The 20246-nt window shown below is 61.1% G+C and carries 23 protein-coding genes; 6 read left to right on the forward strand and 17 right to left on the reverse strand.

Going from position 1 to position 20246, the window contains the following annotated elements; all coding sequences use genetic code 11:
* Positions 1-77 precede the first annotated feature (77 nt).
* The 3 genes from ACQ4WO_RS22370 to ACQ4WO_RS22380 all read left to right on the forward strand — a co-directional run bounded on the left by ACQ4WO_RS22370 (position 78) and on the right by ACQ4WO_RS22380 (position 3743).
* The gene (locus tag ACQ4WO_RS22370) at positions 78-533 is read left to right on the forward strand and encodes a DUF2147 domain-containing protein (protein WP_436483300.1); all 456 of its coding nucleotides are present in this window, start codon (positions 78-80) and stop codon (positions 531-533) included.
* 275 nt (positions 534-808) lie between these two features.
* On the forward strand, positions 809-2584 hold the full coding sequence (locus tag ACQ4WO_RS22375; RefSeq protein WP_436483301.1) for an ice-binding family protein: 1776 nt from the start codon (positions 809-811) through the stop codon (positions 2582-2584).
* 13 nt (positions 2585-2597) lie between these two features.
* Positions 2598-3743: an OmpA family protein gene (locus tag ACQ4WO_RS22380; RefSeq protein ID WP_436483302.1), complete on the forward strand. Its 1146-nt coding sequence runs from the start codon at positions 2598-2600 to the stop codon at positions 3741-3743.
* A gap of 52 nt (positions 3744-3795) precedes the next feature.
* On the opposite strand, the gene ACQ4WO_RS22385 is transcribed toward ACQ4WO_RS22380, so the two are convergent.
* The 11 genes from ACQ4WO_RS22385 to tyrS all read right to left on the reverse strand — a co-directional run bounded on the left by ACQ4WO_RS22385 (position 3796) and on the right by tyrS (position 12928).
* Positions 3796-4263, reverse strand: a complete 468-nt coding sequence (locus tag ACQ4WO_RS22385; protein WP_436483367.1) for a YaiI/YqxD family protein — start codon at positions 4261-4263, stop codon at positions 3796-3798.
* Positions 4264-4286: 23 nt separating this feature from the next.
* Positions 4287-5342 (reverse strand): Holliday junction branch migration DNA helicase RuvB, encoded by a 1056-nt coding sequence (ruvB, locus tag ACQ4WO_RS22390; RefSeq protein ID WP_046683444.1) that lies wholly within the window; start codon positions 5340-5342, stop codon positions 4287-4289.
* A 6-nt stretch (positions 5343-5348) separates the two neighbouring features.
* Complete coding sequence (gene ruvA / locus ACQ4WO_RS22395; RefSeq protein ID WP_034749203.1) at positions 5349-5927, reverse strand: Holliday junction branch migration protein RuvA; 579 nt, start codon at positions 5925-5927, stop codon at positions 5349-5351.
* Positions 5928-5962: 35 nt separating this feature from the next.
* Positions 5963-6502 (reverse strand): crossover junction endodeoxyribonuclease RuvC, encoded by a 540-nt coding sequence (ruvC, locus tag ACQ4WO_RS22400; RefSeq protein WP_092716830.1) that lies wholly within the window; start codon positions 6500-6502, stop codon positions 5963-5965.
* A gap of 126 nt (positions 6503-6628) precedes the next feature.
* On the reverse strand, positions 6629-8215 hold the full coding sequence (gene purH / locus ACQ4WO_RS22405) for a bifunctional phosphoribosylaminoimidazolecarboxamide formyltransferase/IMP cyclohydrolase (protein ID WP_139091735.1): 1587 nt from the start codon (positions 8213-8215) through the stop codon (positions 6629-6631).
* Between the two features lie 105 nt (positions 8216-8320).
* Positions 8321-8554, reverse strand: a complete 234-nt coding sequence (locus tag ACQ4WO_RS22410; RefSeq protein ID WP_008445162.1) for a helix-turn-helix domain-containing protein — start codon at positions 8552-8554, stop codon at positions 8321-8323.
* A 204-nt stretch (positions 8555-8758) separates the two neighbouring features.
* Positions 8759-9799: a tRNA dihydrouridine synthase DusB gene (gene dusB, locus ACQ4WO_RS22415; protein WP_436483303.1), complete on the reverse strand. Its 1041-nt coding sequence runs from the start codon at positions 9797-9799 to the stop codon at positions 8759-8761.
* A 106-nt stretch (positions 9800-9905) separates the two neighbouring features.
* The gene (locus tag ACQ4WO_RS22420) at positions 9906-10550 is read right to left on the reverse strand and encodes a histidine phosphatase family protein (protein ID WP_436483304.1); all 645 of its coding nucleotides are present in this window, start codon (positions 10548-10550) and stop codon (positions 9906-9908) included.
* A 3-nt stretch (positions 10551-10553) separates the two neighbouring features.
* Positions 10554-11186 carry a YbhB/YbcL family Raf kinase inhibitor-like protein gene (locus ACQ4WO_RS22425; RefSeq protein ID WP_436483305.1) on the reverse strand — a complete coding sequence of 211 codons (633 nt, stop codon included), beginning with the start codon at positions 11184-11186 and terminating at the stop codon, positions 10554-10556.
* Positions 11187-11219: 33 nt separating this feature from the next.
* Positions 11220-11666, reverse strand: coding sequence for a D-aminoacyl-tRNA deacylase (gene dtd / locus ACQ4WO_RS22430; RefSeq protein ID WP_436483306.1), 447 nt, complete (start codon positions 11664-11666; stop codon positions 11220-11222).
* Entirely contained in the window at positions 11663-12928 is a 1266-nt protein-coding gene (gene tyrS / locus ACQ4WO_RS22435; protein WP_034749219.1) for a tyrosine--tRNA ligase, read from the reverse strand. Before tyrS ends, dtd begins: the two co-directional genes overlap by 4 nt.
* A 154-nt stretch (positions 12929-13082) precedes the next feature.
* Between tyrS and ACQ4WO_RS22440 the strand changes: the two genes are divergently transcribed.
* On the forward strand, positions 13083-14450 hold the full coding sequence (locus ACQ4WO_RS22440) for a M23 family metallopeptidase (protein ID WP_436483307.1): 1368 nt from the start codon (positions 13083-13085) through the stop codon (positions 14448-14450).
* 123 nt (positions 14451-14573) lie between these two features.
* Complete coding sequence (locus ACQ4WO_RS22445; RefSeq protein WP_436483308.1) at positions 14574-15668, forward strand: anhydro-N-acetylmuramic acid kinase; 1095 nt, start codon at positions 14574-14576, stop codon at positions 15666-15668.
* A gap of 177 nt (positions 15669-15845) precedes the next feature.
* On the opposite strand, the gene erpA is transcribed toward ACQ4WO_RS22445, so the two are convergent.
* The 5 genes from erpA to rplM form a co-directional block, all read right to left on the reverse strand.
* A complete protein-coding gene (gene erpA / locus ACQ4WO_RS22450; RefSeq protein WP_029496047.1) occupies positions 15846-16208 on the reverse strand; it encodes an iron-sulfur cluster insertion protein ErpA in 363 nt (120 codons plus the stop codon).
* A 100-nt stretch (positions 16209-16308) separates the two neighbouring features.
* Entirely contained in the window at positions 16309-16698 is a 390-nt protein-coding gene (locus ACQ4WO_RS22455; RefSeq protein ID WP_034749532.1) for a bactofilin family protein, read from the reverse strand.
* 90 nt (positions 16699-16788) lie between these two features.
* Positions 16789-17826, reverse strand: a complete 1038-nt coding sequence (argC, locus tag ACQ4WO_RS22460; protein WP_436483309.1) for an N-acetyl-gamma-glutamyl-phosphate reductase — start codon at positions 17824-17826, stop codon at positions 16789-16791.
* A gap of 170 nt (positions 17827-17996) precedes the next feature.
* A complete protein-coding gene (gene rpsI, locus ACQ4WO_RS22465) occupies positions 17997-18389 on the reverse strand; it encodes a 30S ribosomal protein S9 (protein ID WP_010393285.1) in 393 nt (130 codons plus the stop codon).
* 9 nt (positions 18390-18398) lie between these two features.
* Entirely contained in the window at positions 18399-18827 is a 429-nt protein-coding gene (gene rplM, locus ACQ4WO_RS22470; protein ID WP_010393282.1) for a 50S ribosomal protein L13, read from the reverse strand.
* A 225-nt stretch (positions 18828-19052) separates the two neighbouring features.
* On the opposite strand from rplM, the gene ACQ4WO_RS22475 reads away from it, so the two are divergent.
* Complete coding sequence (locus ACQ4WO_RS22475; RefSeq protein ID WP_034749235.1) at positions 19053-19475, forward strand: OsmC family protein; 423 nt, start codon at positions 19053-19055, stop codon at positions 19473-19475.
* Positions 19476-19588: 113 nt separating this feature from the next.
* Here the strand turns inward: ACQ4WO_RS22475 and coq7 are convergent, their stop codons facing one another.
* On the reverse strand, positions 19589-20233 hold the full coding sequence (gene coq7 / locus ACQ4WO_RS22480; RefSeq protein WP_046683453.1) for a 2-polyprenyl-3-methyl-6-methoxy-1,4-benzoquinone monooxygenase: 645 nt from the start codon (positions 20231-20233) through the stop codon (positions 19589-19591).
* Positions 20234-20246 lie beyond the last annotated feature (13 nt).

Genomic DNA, 20246 nt, shown 5'->3' on the forward strand with positions numbered 1-20246 from the left:
CCGCGCAAGATGGCTGGTCTTGCCTTGGTATATACACTGTTCGTGACCCGATCAAGAAAAACCAATGGAGACTAGCGATGCATAAAGTATTCAAAGCAAGCGTACTGGTGGCCGCCCTGGCCATCGCCGGCAGCGCCACGGCGCGCGACGGCAACTTTACCCCCGTCGGCACATGGAAAACCATCGACGACGCCAGCGGCAAGCCGAAATCCCTCGTCGTCATCACGGAAAACAATGGCGTCTTGCAAGGCAAGATCGAAAAACTGTTCCGTGCCCCGAATGAAGATCAAAATCCCAAGTGCGACAAGTGCACGGGCGCCAACAAGGACCAGCCCATCGTCGGCATGGTGATCCTGTCCGGCCTGAAATATGACGGCAAGGAGTGGACGGGCGGCGAAATCACGGACCCGGCCACCGGCAAGGTCTACAAGAGCAAGGCCGAACTGACGGAAGGCGGCACCAAGCTGCAAGTGCGCGGCTATGTCGGCGTGCCGATGTTTGGCCGCTCGCAGACATGGGTGCGCGAAGAATAATCGCAGCCGCCCCCCTAACCGAAGCCGGCCCAGCGCCGGCTTTTTTACGCCCCTGCTCCCGTGCTCCTGTTGTTTTTCCAGCTCGAATCCGCTTGTATTTTGGCCTGTATCAAGGTGGCTGAACGCTATGCGCGCCAACGCACATACCGGCAGTCCCCGCCGTGAAATAGTGCATGCCAATGACGCCATCGCCCTGTAGCGAAGTGCGGCATGGCTCTGCCAGATGACCTCATCCGCAGATGCCCGGCAATGACTGCCATGCACAAAGGAATTATATGAATCTCTTCAAGCGATATCTGAACCCGCTGATCGTCTCGGCAGGCCTGCTGGCCATGGCCGCCCTGGCTGGCTGCGGCGGCGGCGACCAGGGACGCGATCCCATCCTCGGCTTGCCGGGCGCCACCCTGTCCAGCCTGACTGTTACACCCGCCACGGCCACGATCGGCATCGGTGCCGGCCAGCAATTTACAGCCATCGCCACGTATAGCGACGGTTCCGCGCAAGACGTCAGCGCCAAGGCAAGCTGGACGTCGGCCACGCCGGCCAATGCCACCGTCAACGCCAGCAGCGGCGTTGCCGCTGGCGTGGCTGCCGGCAGCAGCAGCATCAGCGCCGCGTTCGGCGGCAAGAGCGCAGCGGCCCAGTTGACCGTCTCGCCCGCCACGCTCACGGCGATCACCATCGCGCCGCTCGCGCCATCCATCGCCATCGGCGCAACGCAGCAATTCACGGTGAGCGGCAGCTTCAGCGACGGCACCACGCGCGACGTCACGGCCGTCTCGGCCTTTGCCTCGGCCAATCCCGCCACGGCCAGCATCGCCGCTAGCGGCCTGGCGCTGGGCAAGGTTGCCGGCACGACGCAGATCACGGCCACCACGGGTACGCTCACGGCCAGCACGGTATTGACCGTCATGCCAGCGACCTTGCTGTCCATCGCCGTCACGCCGCAAAACCCGATCATCCCTGTCGCCGCGACGCGTCAGCTGGCCGTCATTGCCACCTACTCGGATAACAGCACCGCCGACGTCACGGCCGGCAGCAGCTTCGTTGCAGCCACGCCCGCCTCGGCCACCGTCGCCAGCGGCGGCCTGGTCACTGGTGTCGCCTTTGGTACCAGCGTCATGAATGCCAGCTTCAACGGCCAGACGGCCAGCACCACCGTCACCGTGCCGGCCATTACCCTGGTCAGCATCGCCGTCACGCCGGCCACCGCCAGCATCGTTGTCGGTGCCCAGCAACAATTCATTGCCACCGCAACGTATTCGGACAGCTCGAACGCCATCATCACCAACAGCGCCGCCTGGACCTCGGGCACCGTCGCCAATGCCAGCGTGCTGAACACGGGCGTCGCCACCGGCATCGCGGCCGGCACCAGCAACATCACGGCCACAGCCGGCGGCCAGTCGGGCAGCGCGCTGCTGACTGTCACGGCCGTTGCCATCCCGCCCGTCCTCAACCCGATCATCCTGGGCCGCGCCGCATCGTTCGGCGTGCTGGCCGGTACCTCGATCACGAATAATTCGGGCGGCACCACCCTGATCACGGGCGATGTCGGTGCACCGTCGCAAACGGTCGATCCGACCCAGGCGGCAGGTTTTACCAACTACAAATCGGGCGCCATCCTGGCCGGCGCCATGACGGACCTGCAGGCGGCCATCACGGACGGCAATAGCCGCACCTGCGATGTCAGCTTTGCCGGCGGCATCGACCTCGGCGGCCAGACCTTCGGCCCCGGCGTGTATTGCTATGCGGGCGCCATCAGCATCACGGGCACGCTGACTTTGAACGGTCCTGGCGTGTATATCTTCCGTACGGCATTGACCCTGGACTCGACCGTCAACTCGGTGGTCGCCCTGAACAATGGCGCCACGGCCGACAACGTCAGCTGGCTGCCCGTCGGCCCGACCACCCTGGCCGCGAACAGCGTCTTCAAGGGCAATATCCTGGGCCAGTCTGCCGCCATCACGGTAGGCGACAACACGACCCTGCTCAATGGCCGCGTGCTGACGGCTGCCGCCGTCACCCTGCGCAACAACCAGATCACCAAATAATCGGGACATGACCATGACTATTGCACACACACTGGGCGCCCTGAGCGTGATGACCGGCGCCCTGCTGGCGGCGCAAGCGGCGCAGGCGCAGGCGCAGGACAACACCTTCATCAACCCGGACTGGGCCAACAGCGCCTGGTACCTCGGTGCGGGCGTGGGCCAGTCGCGCGCCACCATCGACGAGCCGCGCCTGCGCGCCAGCCTGGCCGCCAACGGTGAAACCGTCACCGGCTTCAGCAAGGACCAGCGCGACACCGGCTATAAACTGTTTGTCGGCCGCCAGCTGAACCAGTATTTCGCCGTGGAAGCCGGTTACTTTGACCTGGGCAAGTTCGATTTCCGGTCCACCACCAGCGGCAATGGCGTACTCAACGGACAAGCTGCCTTTCGCGGCGTGAACCTGGACTTGCTGGGCCAGCTGCCGCTGTCGCAGCGACTGTTCTTGCTGGGCCGGGTCGGCATGCATTACACCAAGACCAACACGGAATTCAGCGGCAACCGCCTGCTGGGCTCGACAAACACGCATGCCAGCGAGCGCAAGCTCAACGCCAAGCTGGGCCTGGGCCTGGAATACAAGTTCAGCGAAGCGCTGGCCTTGCGCGGCGAAGTCGAGCGTTATCGCTTGAACGACGCCGTGGGCAACCGCGGCGATGCGGACCTGTATTCCGTCAGCCTCGTGTATAAACTGGGCCGCCCGGCCAGCGCCACGCCTGCCTACCAGCCGGCGCCAGAAGCCGCCCCTGTCGTCGCGATGCCGGCACCCGTCATCGTGGCCCCACCGGCGCCAGCACCCGTATCGGAAAAAGTGTCGTTTGCTTCCGAAGCGCTGTTTGATTTCGATCAATCGGCGCTCAAGCCACAAGGCAAGGCGGCGCTGGACCAGCTGCTCGGTCAATTGACGGGCATGGACCTGGAAGTGATCGTCACGGTCGGCCATACGGATGCCGTCGGCCCTGACACCTACAACCAGAAGCTCTCCTTGCGCCGCGCCGAAGCCGTCAAGGCTTACCTGGTGACGCAAGGCGTGGAAACGAACCGTGTCTACACGGAAGGCAAGGGAGAAACGCAACCGGTGGCCGACAACACGAGTGCCGCCGGCCGCGCCCAGAACCGCCGCGTGACGGTGGAAGTGGTGGGTACGAAAAAAGTCATGCGTTAAGTTTCACGCGCACAAAAAAACCGGCTTGCGCCGGTTTTTTTTCGTCCGCGGATTACTGCGCCGGGGCCGGCTTGCGGTGATGCTTGCTCAAATGCCGGTCCAGGCTGTTGGCGAACTGTTGCCGGTCGGACTGGCTGAAGGCGGCCGGGCCGCCCGTGTCCACGCCGCCGCTGCGCAATTCTTCCATGAAGGCGCGCATCGTCAGTTGCTGGGCGATATTGTCCTTCGTGTAGAACTCGCCGCGCGGATTGAGCGCATAGCCGCCCTTTTTCAGCACGTCGGCCGCCAGCGGGATGTCGCCCGTGATGACGAGGTCGCCGGGATTGAGCAGCCGCACGATTTCCTGGTCGGCCACGTCAGCGCCGGACGGCACTTGCACGGTGCGGATGAAACGCGACGGCGGCACGCGCAAGCCCTGGTTGGCGACCAGGGTGAGCGGCAACTCCAGGCGGTCGGCCACCCGGTACAAAATTTCCTTGATGACAACGGGACAGGCGTCCGCGTCGATCCAGATTTGCATACCCGGCATACCCTCTTCCGTCATCACAGTTCCCACGCTTCGCCGCCCGGACCCATGCGCGGCGCGCTGACGCCGAAGTGCAAATAGGCGGCCGGCGTGGCGACACGGCCACGGGGCGTGCGTTGCAGGAAACCTTGCTGTATCAGATACGGCTCCAGCACGTCCTCGATGGTATCGGCCGCTTCGCCGATGGCCGCCGCCAGGTTGCCGATACCGACGGGGCCGCCGCCGAACTTGAACAGCACGGCTTCGAGCAGCTTGCGGTCCATCACGTCGAAACCCGCGGAATCGACGTCGAGCATGGCCAGCGCGCGGTCGGCCACCACCTTGGTGATCTCGCCATTGCTTTTGACTTCCGCGAAATCGCGCACGCGGCGCAGCAAGCGGTTGGCGATGCGGGGCGTGCCGCGGGCGCGCTGGGCGATTTCAATTGCGCCTTCCGGATCGATCGGGGCTTTCAGCAAGGCGGCGCTGCGCGTGACGATCTTCGTCAGTTCGCCCGTGTTGTAGAACTCGAGGCGCGCGACGATGCCGAAGCGGTCGCGCAGCGGGTTGGTCAGCATGCCGGCGCGCGTGGTGGCGCCAACCAGGGTAAACGGTTGCAGATCGAGCTTCACGGAACGGGCGGCCGGGCCTTCGCCAATCATGATGTCGATTTGATAATCCTCAAGCGCCGGATATAAAATTTCCTCGACGACAGGCGACAGCCGGTGGATTTCATCGATGAACAGGACGTCGTTCGCTTCCAGGTTCGTCAAAATCGCCGCCAGGTCGCCCGGGCGCTCGAGCACGGGGCCCGAGGTCTGGCGCAAATTGACGCCCATTTCGCGCGCGATGATGTGCGCCAGGGTGGTCTTGCCCAGGCCCGGCGGGCCGAACAGCAAGGTATGGTCGAGCGCTTCCTTGCGCTGGCGCGCGGCCGTGATGAAAATCTCGAGCTGGTCGCGGATCTTTTCCTGCCCCACGTACTCGTCGAGCTGCTTGGGGCGCAAGGCCCGTTCGATCGCCTCCTCGTTGTGCGAGATGGGCGCCGCGTCGATGATGCGCTGTTCCGTGAAGCTGTCGGTCTGGATGCTCATGCCCTATCAGCCTTTCGACAGCGCTTTCAGCGCCAGTTTGATACCGTCCGACACACCGGTACCAGCCGGCACGTTCTTCACGGCGGCCAGCGCTTCCTTGTCCGAATAGCCGAGCGCGACCAGGGCATTCAAAATGTCCGATTGCGCGTCCGGCGCCGCATGCGCGCCGCCGGCGCCGATATCGGCTCCCAGCTTGCCCTTCAATTCCAGCAACAGGCGCTCGGCCGTCTTCTTGCCGATGCCCGGCACCTTCACGAGGCGGCCGGAATCCTGCAGGGTAATCGCCTGGGCCAGATCGGCAATCGTCATGCCCGAGAGAATCGACAGCGCCATGCGCGCGCCTACGCCCGTGATCTTGATCAACTGGCGGAATACTGCCCGCTCGGCCGCATTGCCGAAGCCAAACAGCAAATGCGCATCTTCGCGGATGGCCTGGTGCGTGAACAGCACGACTTTTTCGCCCACGTGGGGCAAGTTGTAAAAGGTACTCATCGGTACGTCGACTTCATAGCCGACGCCCTGGCAATCGACCAACAATTGTGGCGGATTCTTTTCAAGCAAAATACCGGAGAGACGGCCTATCATCGCGTATTCCTAATGTTAAATTTCAGAGTGATGCTTTAACCTACGAGGCGGCCGCGCTTCATGCGCAGACCCTGCAGTTGCGGCGCCAGCGCGCCTATCATGGCCAGCGCATCGATGCTGTTGGCATGGCAAATGGCCACGCCCAGCGCGTCGGCCGCATCCGTGCCGGGCAAGCCGGGCAAGGACAGCAGCCGCGACACCATTTCCTGCACCTGTTCCTTGGCCGCCTTGCCGTGGCCCGTGACGGCCTGTTTCACTTGCAGCGCCGTGTATTCGGCCACCGACAGGTCCGCATGGACGAGCGCGCAAATGGCCGCGCCGCGCGCCTGGCCCAGCAGCAAGGTCGATTGGGGATTGACGTTGACAAACACTTTTTCGATGGCCGCGCAATCGGGCTGGTAGGTGCCGACGATTTCGCCCACGCCCTGCAAGATGACCTTCAGGCGCGGCGGCAATTCCCCTTCGGAACCCGTCTTGACGGTCCCCGACGCGATATAGCGCAGCTTGTTGCCGTGTTTTTCAATGACCCCAAAGCCGGTCGTGCGCAGGCCAGGATCGATGCCAAGAATAATCATCGCCAGATTCTATAATGAATACGGCAGGCACCGGTGAATAACCGGTGCCTGCCGCTGAGTACTTTATCGAGTAGCTGTAGGTCGGATTAGCGGTACGCGTAATCCGACCTACTCTCTCTATCTATATCAATGACGGAAGTGACGCGTGCCCGTGTACAGCATGACCACGCCGCGCTCGTCCGCCGCATCGATCACTTCCTGGTCGCGCATCGAGCCGCCCGGGTGGATGACGCAGGTCGCGCCCGCATCGACGACGACGTCGAGACCGTCACGGAACGGGAAGAAGGCGTCCGACGCCACGACGGAGCCCGTCAGCGACAGGCCCGCGTTTTGCGCCTTGATCGACGCGATGCGGGCCGAATCGATACGGCTCATCTGGCCGGCGCCCACGCCCAGGGTCATGTTATTGCCGCAGAAGACGATGGCGTTCGACTTGACGAATTTCGCCACTTTCCAGGCGAACATCAGGTCGGCCAGTTGCTGCGGCGTTGGCTGCAGTTTGCTCACCACGCGCAAGTCGCCGATACCGACGTTTTTCGCATCCGGCGATTGCACCAGCAGACCGCCACCGACGCGCTTGAAGTCCATGGCGTGCACGCCGCTGCCCAGCGGGATTTCCAGCATGCGCACGTTTTGCTTGCTCGACAGAATCTGTTTCGCTTCGGCGGAGAACGACGGGGCGATCAACACTTCGACGAACAGCTTGGCGATTTCGCCCGCGGTGGCGCCGTCGAGTTCCGTGTTGAAGGCGATGATGCCGCCAAATGCCGAGGTCGGGTCCGTCTGCAGGGCACGCGCATACGCTTCCGCCGCATTCTTGCCCAGGGCCACGCCGCATGGGTTCGCATGCTTGACGATAACACAAGCGGCGCTTTGCTCGAAGCCGCCCATGCTCTTCACGCATTCCCAAGCCGCATCGGCGTCGGCGATGTTGTTGTACGACAATTCCTTGCCTTGCAGCTGGCGATAGTTGGCCAGCGCGCCATCGGTGGTGACGAGGTCGCGGTAGAAGGCGGCGCTCTGGTGCGGGTTTTCACCGTAGCGCATGTCTTGCACTTTTTCAAAGGCCACGTTCAGGATTTGCGGATAGGCGCCGCGCTCGGCGTGCACTTTCGTCGGACCCAGGCTCGTCAGGTAGTTGGTGATGGCGCCATCGTATTGCGCCGTGTGCGCAAAGACTTTTTTCGCCAGCATGAATTTGGTGTCGTAGCTGACGTCGCCTGCCTTGCCATCGGCCGCACGCATTTCCGCCAGTACCACGTCGTAGTCGGTCGGATCGCAAATGACGACCACGTCCTTGTGGTTCTTGGCTGCCGAACGCAGCATGGTCGGGCCGCCGATATCGATGTTTTCGATCGCGTCTTCCAGCGTGCAATCGGCTTTGGCAACCGTGCCCTGGAACGGGTACAGGTTGACCACCACCATGTCGATGGTCGGCATGTCGTGCTCGACCAGTTTCGACATGTGCTCAGGGAAATCACGACGCGCCAGGATACCGCCGTGCACTTTCGGGTGCAGGGTCTTCACGCGGCCATCGAGCATCTCCGGGAAACCCGTGTAATCGGCCACTTCCGTGACAGGAACACCGTTGTCTGCCAGCAATTTAGCGGTGCCGCCCGTGGAGAGGAGGTTGACGCCGAGGGCGGACAGAGCGCGGGCGAATTCGAGAACGCCGGTCTTGTCGGAAACGGAGAGGAGAGCTTGTTTGATCATGGCTGTGGCTAGGTGGTTAAGTGTTCTTGGCGAATGGCGCAGTTCAGTCTTCAGGCGAAGACTGCTGCGGCGGATTCAAATCTTGGCGTCACTTGCATGCCGGCATTACAGCAAACCGTGCTCCTGCAATTTCTTGCGCAGGGTATTGCGGTTGATGCCCAGCATCTGCGCGGCGTGCGACTGGTTGCCATCGGCGCGTGTCATCACGACTTCCAGGATGGGCTTTTCCACGGTCAACACAACCATGTCGTAGATATTCGATGCTTGCTGTTCGCCCAGGTCATTGAAGTAATCTTCTAGACTTTTCTGTACGACTTCCTGAATGCTTTCTTTGCTCATTTGTATGCTTCAACCGGCTGAACACCTGGCCATCCGGTGCCGCGTCGCTCATGCGGTCCGCGTGCAGCCCTCTTGCCTCGGTGTTGTAATTAATATTGCATGACGCTCTGTATAGGCGCTCGCCCTTGTACTTCTTCCTTGTACTTCTTATCACTCGTACTTATCACTATTGTTTATAACTTATGCAACTGCCTTGCTATCTGCTTATGCTGCTGTGGCCGCTTCTATCAGGCCACTTTCACTGGATTCGGAGAGGCGGTATTGTAACCGTTCGCCAAATTTCCATTGCGACTCAAAAAATTGATCGACGGCCAGCAATTGCGCATCCGTCGATTCCAGCAAGTTCATTTGCTGGCGGAACGCTTCGCCGCCTTCCAGATCCTTGACGTACCAGCCGATGTGCTTGCGCGCCGTGCGCACGCCGAGGAATTCGCCATAAAACGCGTAATGGGCGCGCAAGTGCTCGTCCATCAGGGTGCGCACTTCATCCACGTACGGCGCCGGCAGCAAGGTGCCCGTGCGCAGGAAATGGTCGATCTCGCGACAAATCCACGGCCTGCCCTGCGCCGCGCGGCCGATCATGACGGCATCGGCGCCCGTTTGATCGAGCACAAAGCGGGCCTTTTCCGGACTGGTAATGTCGCCATTGGCCACCACGGGGATGCCCACCGATGCTTTCACGGCGGCAATGGTTTCATATTCGGCATCGCCCTTGTAGCCATCGGCACGCGTGCGGCCGTGCAAGGTCAGCATCTGGATGCCGACTTGCTCGGCGATACGGGCGATGGTCAGGGCATTCTTGTTGGAACGGTTCCAGCCCGTGCGAAATTTCAGGGTGACGGGCACGTCGACGGCGTTGACGACGGCGTGCAATATCTTTTCGACCAGGCTTTCATCTTGCAACAGGGCCGAACCGCACCAGCTGTTGCACACCTTTTTCACGGGGCAACCCATGTTGATGTCGATGATCTGTGCGCCCCGGTCCACGTTGAACTTGGCGCAGTTGGCCAGGTCTTGCGGATCGGCGCCAGCGATCTGCACGGCTTTCGGCTCCATTTCGCCTTCGTGGTCCGTGCGGCGCGAGCTTTTTTCCGTCGCCCACAGGCGCGGATTCGACGCCGCCATCTCCGACACGGCATAGCCGGCACCCAACTGCTTGCACAACTGGCGGAAAGGCCGATCCGTCACGCCGGCCATGGGAGCGACGAAAACGTTATTGCGCAGAATGTGAGGGCCGATTTGCACTGAGGAACCTGGAATGGACGGAGGAACCTGCTATTTTAACCGATTCCCTGCCTATTTAATAAGCACTATTTTTTAGCTCAGTGCGTCAGAGTGGCGATGGGGCCGCTTAGCCCAGCTCGTCCATCGCGGGCGCGCTCAGGTGCTCGATATTTCCCCAGTGCACTAAATGCAGCTTGCCGTCCGCGTAAGAAAAACGGTTGACGCTGGCATTCTTGACTTGGAAGTCGCGCGGACTGTCGAGCGTCATGCCGACCGCCTCGCGGTAAGCGCACTCGAGCACGCCGCCGTGCGCCACGATGGCGATCGTCTGGCCGTCATATTGCTGGGCCCAGCGGGCGATGGCGCCATTCGCGCGCGCATAGAACTGGCGGAAACTTTCGGCCTGGCGTTCGCCCGACGGCATCACGGCGTCGATCTGGCGCGATTGCCATTGCGCATACTCGTGCGGATAGCGCGCGGCGATGTCCGCATACAGCAAGCCCTCAAAGGCGCCATAGCAGCGCTCGCGCAGCAAGGGATCCGTTTGCACCGGTAAATCTTTCACGTCGGCCACGGCTTGCGCCGTCTGCTGAGCGCGCTGCAAATCGCTGGCGATGATCGCGGCCAGCGGTTCGTCCGCCAGCGCCTGTCCCAGCGCGGCCGCTTGCGCCAGACCCGCCTCGTTCAAGGCGATGTCGATATGGCCCTGCAGGCGGCGGCCCGCATTCCAGGCCGTCTCGCCATGGCGTATCAGTAAAATCGTGGTGCTCATGCTTTATTTCTTCAGGGTAAGTGCCAACTCGGGATTGAGCGAATAGGCGACGACGAGCTGGGCTTCGTCGAGGATGTGGCCGTACAGGGCGGCATGGGCTTGCTGTCCCGTGAAGCGCTCGGGCAAGGCCAACTGCGGCACATCGAGCGCGTACAGGCGGAAAATATAGTGGTGGATGCGCTCGTCATTCCACGGCGGGCACGGACCGTCATAGCCGTAGTAATCGCCGGCCATGGCGGCATCGCCGGCAAACCAGCCCGTGTAGTCGTTGATGCCCTGGCGCAGCCCAGTAGCGACCGCCTTGCCGCGCGGCGTGATGCCGCTGGAAAATTCACCGGCGGCAATAACCCGCATGGCCGGCGGCAAGTCGAGCAAGCTCCAGTGATAAAAGTCGCCGCGCGGCGCCGTCAGCGGCAGGGCCTGGTCATCGCGGTTGGCCAGGCTGGCGTCTAGCGGCGCATCGGGGTCGATGCAGAACAGGGCCAGCGACTCGGTGCCGTTGGGCACCTCGTCCCAGGCCAGATGGGGATTGCGGTTGCCGGCGAGGCGCACGCGGCTGGCCGGGTCGATCTCGGCAAAAGCATTGTCGGCCGGCATCAGGCCGCCATCACGAAACGTCTCGCTCCACAATTTCATCGCTTGCTCCTCTTTATAGTTATTGTTTGACGCTTATTTAGCGTTCACTTGCAGCCAGAACGTGACGGGGCCGTCATTGGTAAGCGACACCTGCATGTCGGCGCCGAACTGCCCCGTTTGCACGCCTGCATGGCGGCTGCGCGCCTGGTCCACGAAATGCGTGAACAGGCGCAAACCGTCCTGCGGCGCGGCGGCCGGCGTAAACGACGGGCGCGTGCCGGACTTGGTGTCGGCCGCCAGGGTGAACTGCGGCACCAGCAGCAAGCCGCCGGCCACGTCAGTCACGCTGCGGTTCATCTTGCCCGCCTCGTCGGCAAACACGCGGTAGCCGAGCAGTTTGGTCAGCAGGGCGTCCGCTTCCTTCTCCGTATCGCCCCGCTCGGCGCACACGAGCACCATCAGCCCGGCGTCGATGGCGCCGATGGTGGCGCCGGCAACATCGACCTTGGCCTGCGTAACTCTCTGCAGCAGCGCGATCATGCCGTCAAGGTGACGCGCGCAAAGCTGCGCTTGCCAACTTGCAACACGAACTGACCGGCTTCCACTTGCAGGCCCTTGTCGCTGATGACGGTGCCGTCGATGCGCACGCCGCCCTGGTCGATCTTGCGCATGGCTTCCGACGTGGATGGGCACAGGCCAGCTTGCTTGAGCAATTGCGGGATGCCCAGCGGTGCGCCAGCGAGGCTCACTTCCGGGATATCGTCGGGAATGCCGCCCTTCGAGCGGTTGACGAAGTCGGCCAGCGCATCTTCGGCCGCCTGCTGCGAGTGGAAGCGGGCGACGATCTCTTGCGCCAGAGCAACCTTGGCGTCGCGCGGGTTGCGGCCTTCCTCGACTTCGCGCTTCAGCTGGGCCAGTTCGGCGATCGAGCGCCACGACAGCAGCTCGTAGTAGCGCCACATCATGACGTCGGAAATGCTCATCAGCTTGGCGAACATGGTGTTGCCCGGTTCCGTGATGCCGATGTAGTTATTCTTCGACTTGGACATTTTTTCCACGCCGTCCAAACCTTCCAGCAGCGGCATGGTCAAAATACACTGCTGCTCCTGTCCGTACTGCTTTTGCAGTTCGCGGCCCACCAGCAGGTTGAACTTCTGGTCCGTGCCGCCCAGTTCCAGGTCCGATTTCAGGGCCACCGAGTCGTAGCCTTGCATCAGCGGGTACAGGAACTCATGGACGGAAATAGGAATGCCGCCCTGGAAGCGCTTGGTGAAATCGTCGCGCTCGATCATGCGCGCCACCGTGTAGTGGGAAGCGAGCTGGATGATGCCGCGCGCGCCCAGCGGATCGCACCACTCGGAGTTATAGCGGATTTCAGTCTTGCTGGCGTCCAACACTAAAGATGCTTGCGCGAAATACGTCATCGCGTTAATCTCGATCTGTTCCTTGGTCAATGGCGGGCGCGTGACGTTGCGGCCCGAAGGGTCGCCGATCATGGACGTGAAGTCGCCGATGAGGAAAATGACTTGATGGCCGAGGTTTTGCAACTGGCGCATCTTGTTCAGCACGACAGTGTGGCCCAGATGCAAGTCGGGTGCGGTCGGGTCCAGGCCCAGTTTGATGCGCAGCGGAACACCTGTTTTCTCGGAGCGTGCTAATTTTTGCGCAAATTCGCTTTCGATCAATAGTTCGTCGACGCCACGCTTGGTAATCGCGAGGGCTTCTTGTACTCTGTCAGACAGCGGAAGCGCGGTCTGAGCGGCGTTAGCCTTTGTAGGCGATGCGGTGGTGTTGATTTCCATAAAATTTGACTGTAGATCTCAAAATGGTAGTAGGTTTGCGGAGTTTGCTATAATGCTCGATCCCATCAATCTTGCCGTATGAAAACGAATCAAAATAACAATAACAAAGAGCGCTAGCTCAGGTCACGTTCAAGGGCAAATTTTAACTGATTGCATGAACCCTATACATAAAATCACAGGCTCACGCTTGTACACACAGCTGACGACGACCCGCAAGGCACGCATTATTGGTGCGTCCGCGGTGCTGCTCGCCGTGGCCGCCTTCGGCGCGGTCGCTGTGTCGCCCATGGCGCCCGACGCATCGGACTTGCCGGTGACGTCCATCGCCCAAAACCTGGAAATGCCTGATCTCGCCTCGCAAATTTCCGCGATGGAACAGGTAAACCAGAATTTCACCCATGAAGAAAAAGTCCGCGCTGGCGATACCCTCGCCACCCTGCTGACCCGTCTCGGCGTGGATGATCAGGCGGCCGCCAATTTCATTAAAACCGACAAGATCGCGCGCGGCGTGATGTTGCTGAAATCGGGCAAGCGCGTGCAAGCGCAAACGACCGAAAACGGCGACCTCAACTGGATGCGCGCCACCCTCGTCGACGGCACGGACAAATCGGTCAAGAACATCCTGATCACCCGCAAGGGCGACAAGTTCGTGGCCACGGAAGTGGCAGCCCAGCTGGAACGCCGCGTTGAAATGCACGCGCGCAAGATTACCTCCACCCTGTTTGCCGCTACCGACTCCAGCCTCGACGGCACCCGCCTGCCAGACTCGATTTCCGCGCAAATCGTGGAAATGTTCTCCACCAATATCGACTTCCGCTCCGACCTGAAACGCGGCGACTCGTTTAATGTGGTCTACGAAACATTCTGGCAAGATGGCGAATTCGTCCGAGCGGGCCGCATCCTGGCCGGTGAATTCACCAACCGCGGCACGACCTACCAGTCCGTTTGGTTCGAAGACCCAGCCAGCAAGCAAGGCGGCGGTTACTACAGCTTCGACGGCAAGTCCCTCAAAAAAGCCTTCCTGAAATCCCCCCTCGAATTCTCCCGCATCTCGTCCGGCTTCTCCATGCGCGTGCACCCGATTTCCGGCAACTGGAAAGCGCACAAGGGCATCGATTTCGCTGCAGCAACAGGTACGCCTATCCGCGCCTCGGGCGACGGCGTGGTCGACTCTGTCGGCAGCCAAAACGGCTATGGCAATGTTGTTGTCCTGAAACACTGGGCCAACTACAGCACCGCGTACGCCCACATGAGCCGCTTCGCTTCGGGCCTGAAAAAAGGTCAAAAAGTCAGCCAGGGCGATGTCATCGGCTACGTCGGCACCACCGGCTGGTCCACGGGCGCCCATTTGCACTATGAATTCCGCGTCGGCGGCGTGGCACAAGATCCAAGCAAGCTGAACGTACAAGCCCAGGCGCCATTGACGGCCGCCGAGCTGAGCCGCTTCCGCATGGTATCGGCTGACATGATGCACCGCTTCACCCTGCTGCGTCCGAACGACACGGCACTGGCTTCGCGCTAAGCAACACTGCCTCCGGGCAACATATAAAGGCACCGCCCATGCAGATGGCCGGTGCCTTTGTTTTATGTGAACAGGAAAATGCGGCACAATGCACCCCATCACTTACGTACTCAAGGAAAACCCATGCTGTATATCGGCCTGATGTCTGGCACCAGCCTCGATGGCGTTGACGGCGCGCTGGTCGACTTTTCCGACGATGGCGGCACACGCAGCCTGGGCGACGCCTACATCCCCTTTCCCGCCAGCCTGCGCGACGACCTGATGGCCTTGCAAAGTGCCGGCCAGAATGAAATCGAACGCGAAGCACTGGCGGCAAATCAGCTCGTGCGCCATTACGCCGACTGCGTCACTATGCTCCTGAACAATGCAAGCATCGGCCCGGACGCCGTCGCCGCCATCGGCGCACATGGCCAGACCATCCGCCACCGGCCCGAGCTGGGTTTTACGCGCCAGTTGAACAACCCGGCCCTGCTGGCCGAACTGACGGGCATCGACGTCATCGCCGACTTGCGCAGCCGCGACGTGGCGGCCGGCGGCCAGGGCGCGCCGTTGGTGCCCGCCTTTCACCAGGCGATTTTCAATTTGCCCGGCCACACGCGGGTGCTGGCCAATATCGGCGGCATCAGCAATATCAGCGTGCTGCACGCGGACGGCACGGTGACGGGCTACGACACGGGCCCCGGCAATGCGCTGATGGATGGCTGGGTCTTGCAGCACCAGGGCCAACCCTACGACGCCAATGGCGCCTGGGCAGCGACAGGCCAGGTCATCCCCGCCCTGCTGGCGGAATTGCTCGACGATCCGTATTTTGACTTGCCGGCGCCGAAAAGCACGGGACGCGACCTGTTCCATGCCGACTGGCTGAACGCCAAGCTGGCCAGCCATTCAGCCGCCCTGCCGGCCGACGTGCAGGCGACGTTGACACAGCTGACGGCGGCCAGCCTGGCGCACGCCATCGCGCGCGACGGGGCGCAGGCGGAAACGGTATACGTGTGTGGCGGCGGCGCGCAGAACGCCAGCCTGATGACGGCGCTGGCCCGTGCATTGCCGGGCATTGCGGTGGAATCGACGGCAGCGCTGGGCGTGGCGCCCAGCCAGGTCGAGGCCCTGGCCTTTGCCTGGCTGGCCTGGCGCTTTACGCTGCGCAAGCCAGGCAACTTGCCGGCCGTGACGGGAGCGCAAGGACTGAGGGTACTGGGCGCGCTGTATCCACGCTGAAAGAGGAAGCGTGCTTCAGAAACACAAATAGCGGATCATCGATCCGCTATTTTGATGCTGTACCGGCAAACCGGCGCGCCTCAAAAACGTTCAGGGCAAGGCGCATTGCCGACGACAGTACGAATAGTATGGCGAGGCAATGCAACACCGCCATGGGCGTTTTCTCAGGTGTGCTGCTTATACCGAGAAAGACGAACCGCAACCGCAGGTCGACGTCGCGGTAGGGTTTTTAATCACGAACTGTGCACCTTCCAGGTCATCCTTGTAGTCGATTTCCGCGCCGACCAGGTACTGGTAGCTCATGGAATCGATCAACAGCTGGACGCCGTTCTTGACCATGGTGGTGTCATCTTCGTTGACGATTTCGTCGAAGGTGAAGCCATACTGGAAACCGGAGCAGCCGCCACCCTGCACGAATACGCGCAATTTCAGGTCGGGATTGCCTTCTTCTTCGATCAACTGCGCGACTTTTTCAGCGGCGCTATCGGTAAAGATAATAGGGGAAGGGATCACATCTTGCATTTCAGCGACGGCATTCATATCAGGCACTCCTACTAGAAAACATTAAGTCATTATAGACTGTTGGCGCAAGTCGCGCTCAGGGCGCCCCCCCACCGTCAACCAGCACTGTTGTTCTGGGTCACATTTCCGATACGGCCAGGTGCAGCACGGGGTCGGCGCTGTCGTGCCGGCTGAGCTTGCCTTGCACCAATGCCCCGCTGTGCATTTCCAGCACCTTGTAATAGACCTCTCCTACAATGCGGGCTTTTGGCTGGATTTCAAGCATTTCGGACACATACACGGGGCCATTGATCTCGCCACTGACGACCAGGCTCGAGCAGCGCACTTCGCCATCGATGCGGCCCGCCTCGCCCAGCACTATATACGTGGGTTCGCCCGGCTCGCCCGTGACGTTGCCGCGCACATGGCCATCGATGCGCAAGCCGCCGCAAAACAGCAAGTCGCCCTCGATCCGCGTGGAAGCGCCGATCAAGGTGTCGATGGGATTTTTCGCGTTGCGCTCGAACATGAACGTCATCCTGTCGGGGTAGGTGGCAGTCCAATTTATCACAGGTCCGGCAAAAAGGCGCCGGACCCGCGCAAGCACGGTCGCCGATCGTTATGGCATCACGGCGATGTGTTGCAAACCGGCCGTTTCTTTCAAGCCAAACATCAAGTTCATGCACTGCACGGCCTGGCCCGATGCGCCCTTGACCAGATTGTCCTGCACCACCAGCACGATGACGGTATTGCCGCCCTCTGGACGGTGCAAGGCCAGGCGCAGCATGTTCGAGCCGCGCGTGGAACGGGTTTCCGGGTGCGAGCCGAACGGCATCACGTCGACGAAAGGTTCATCCTTGTATTGCTCTTCGAACAAGGCTTGCAATTCCTCATTGCTGACATCCTTGTTCAGCTGCGCGTACAGGGTCGAATGCATGCCGCGGATCATCGGCACCAGGTGCGGCGTGAAGGTCAGCGCCACTTTCTCGTCCGTGAAACGCTGCAGTTGCGCCGTCGTTTCCGGCAGGTGGCGGTGGCCGGCCACGCCGTAGGCCTTGAAACTGTCGCTGCTTTCCGAGAACAGGATGCCGATCTCCGCCTTGCGGCCGGCGCCGGACACGCCCGACTTGCAGTCGGCGATCAGGCTGCCCGCGTTGACCAGGCCAGCTTTCAGCAGCGGGTAAAAGCCCAGCTGCATGGTGGTCGGGTAGCAACCGGGGTTGGCGATCAGCTTGGCTTGCTTGATGTCTTCACGGTTCAGTTCCGGCAAGCCGTACACGGCTTGCTCGATCAACTCGGGCGCTGTGTGGGGAATCTTGTACCACTGCTCGAACTTGGCCTGGTCTTTCAGACGGAAGTCGGCGGCCAGGTCGATGACTTTCACGCCGGCGGCCAGCAGGGCTGGAGCTTGCGCCATGGCAACGCCATGCGGCGTGGCAAAGAAGACCACGTCGCACTGTTCCAGGTTGGCCTTGTCCGGCGAGGAAAACGCCAGACTCACGTGGCCGCGCAGGGAAGGATACATGTCAGCAACGGGCAAGCCATCTTCCTTGCGCGAGGTAATCGCCGTCAACTCGACATCTGGATGGGTAGCGAGCAAGCGCAGCAATTCCACGCCCGTGTATCCAGTGCCGCCGACGATGCCAACTTTGATCATGTTCTTTCCTTGTGTATAGATTGCATAAAGATGAGGGAAACGCTACTCCCTGCGGGTTTTCCGCGTATTTTACAGCGCAATGCAGAGTCATGCTGAAATGCAAAAAAGCCGCGGGACCAAAGTCCAGCGGCTTTTCGACCAGCACCCCGGAAGGTGCTGTAGCGTAGAAATTAACGCTTCGAGAATTGCTTTGCGCGACGTGCTTTGCGCAGACCAACTTTTTTACGCTCGACTTCACGTGCATCGCGGGTAACGAAGCCGGCTTTAGCCAGTTCCGGTTTCAACGCTGCATCGTAGTCGATCAGAGCGCGGGTGATGCCGTGACGAACTGCACCAGCCTGGCCCGACTCACCGCCGCCATGGACGTTGACTTTGATGTCGAAACGCTCGACATTGCCGGTCAGTTCCAGTGGTTGACGGATGACCATCAGACCCGTTTCGCGCGAAAAGTATTCGTTTGCTGGTTTGCCGTTAACAACGATCAAGCCTGTGCCAACTTTGATAAAAACCCGAGCCACTGCACTTTTGCGACGGCCGGTTCCATAATTGTAATTACCGATCATGTCAGTTCCTTAGAGAACAAGTGCTTTAGGTTGCTGAGCAGCGTGCGGATGGGAACCTTCCGCGTACACTTTCAGCTTCTTGATCATTGCGTAGCCGAGTGGGCCTTTAGGCAGCATGCCTTTGACCGCTTTCTCAAGCGCGCGACCTGGAAAACGCTGTTGCATTTTCTGGAAGTTGGTTTCGTAGATGCCGCCTGGATAGCCAGAGTGACGGTAGTAAATTTTCTCAGTAGCTTTGGTACCGGTCACACGCAGTTTGCCTGCGTTGATGACGACGATAAAGTCGCCGGTATCGACGTGAGGAGTAAATTCTGGTTTGTGTTTGCCGCGCAGTCGGAGTGCCACTTCGCTGGCAACACGTCCGAGGACTTTGTCCGTCGCGTCAACCACGAACCAATCGCGCTGGACTTCATGTCCTTTAGCGGAAAATGTTTTCATGTTGACTTCCTAATAGATTACACGCTCAAATGGTGGTTCCGCCGATGCTGCTGTGCGGACTCTGCCTTATTTACTTTTCCTGAGCGAACGGAAAGCCGACAAGTATAAGCGGCTTTGCCTTGCCGCGTCAAGCCGCAATCGAGGCCGGCTGCGGCCCGGCGGGCGGCACATGGATGGGCATTCCTCTATTACAATACAAAACGCTTACAATTTTCGGAGAGTACGATGGAATGCAAAGTCAGCTGGAATGGCCCGTCGGGCATGAGTTTTCGGGCAGAAACGGGTTCCGGCCACCTGGTGACCATGGATGGCGCGCCCGATGGCGGCGGCCACAATCTGGCGCCACGCCCCATGGAAATGGTCTTGCTGGGCACGGGCGGCTGCACCGCCTATGACGTGGTGCTGATCCTGAAGCGGGGGCGCGAAGCCGTCAGCGGCTGCGAAGTGACCCTGAAGGCCGACCGCGCCGACACCGATCCGAAAGTCTTTACCAAAATCCACTTCCACTTCACGGTGCGGGGCAAGGCCCTGAAACCCACCGCTGTGGAACGTGCGGTTGCCTTGTCGCATGACAAATATTGCTCGGCGTCGATCATGCTGGCGAAAACAGCGGAAATCACTCACTCGTTCGAAATCATCGAGGAGTAGATCGGATTAGCGGGGCAGGACTCCGCGTAATCCGACGACACCGGTAGCGCCAACAATGTTGTCGGATTACGGCCGGTGGCCTAATCCGACCTACGCCGGCCTACGCAGAAGTATCAGATGTAATACGCGGTTTTTGTCATCACTTTGCCCATCAACCCCATCAGCGCCTTCACGGGCGCCGGGGTGTCGATGGCGCCCAGTCGCTGGGCGGCGGCGCCATGTTCCACTTCGTCGATGGCCATTTGCTTGACGATGGCGCGCGACTTGGCGTCCTGCGGCGGCAATTCCTCAAGGTGGCTGGCCAGGTGCGCTTCCACCTGGCGTTCCGTTTCCACCACAAAACCCAGGCTGCGGCCGTCGCCCATGCGAGCGGCGATGGTGCCCAGCGCAAACGAACCCGCATACCACAGGGGATTGAGCAGGCTCAGACGCGAGCCCAGCTCCGTCAGGCGCTGCGCCGTCCAGGCCAGGTGGTCTTCCTCTTCGCGTCCCGCTTCGTCGAACTGGGCGCGGATGGCCGGGCTGTGCGCATAGCGCGCCTGCGAGTTGTACAGGGCTTGCGCGCACACTTCGCCCACATGGTTGACGCGCATCAAGCCGGCGCTGTGGCGCTGCTCGGCCGGGCTCAGTTCCGCATCGGGCGCATGCGCGGCCGGCGTGGGGCGCGAGGCCGAGGCCACGCCCGCCATGACGCGCAGGGCCTTGTCGGCGCCAACAATCAAACGATCCAGGGGGTCAAAATGGCGGTTTGCGGTCATCGTGGCTATTCAT

Origin of the sequence: Janthinobacterium aestuarii, assembly GCF_051380835.1 — a bacterium.
In the GTDB taxonomy this organism is placed as follows: domain Bacteria; phylum Pseudomonadota; class Gammaproteobacteria; order Burkholderiales; family Burkholderiaceae_D; genus Janthinobacterium; species Janthinobacterium aestuarii.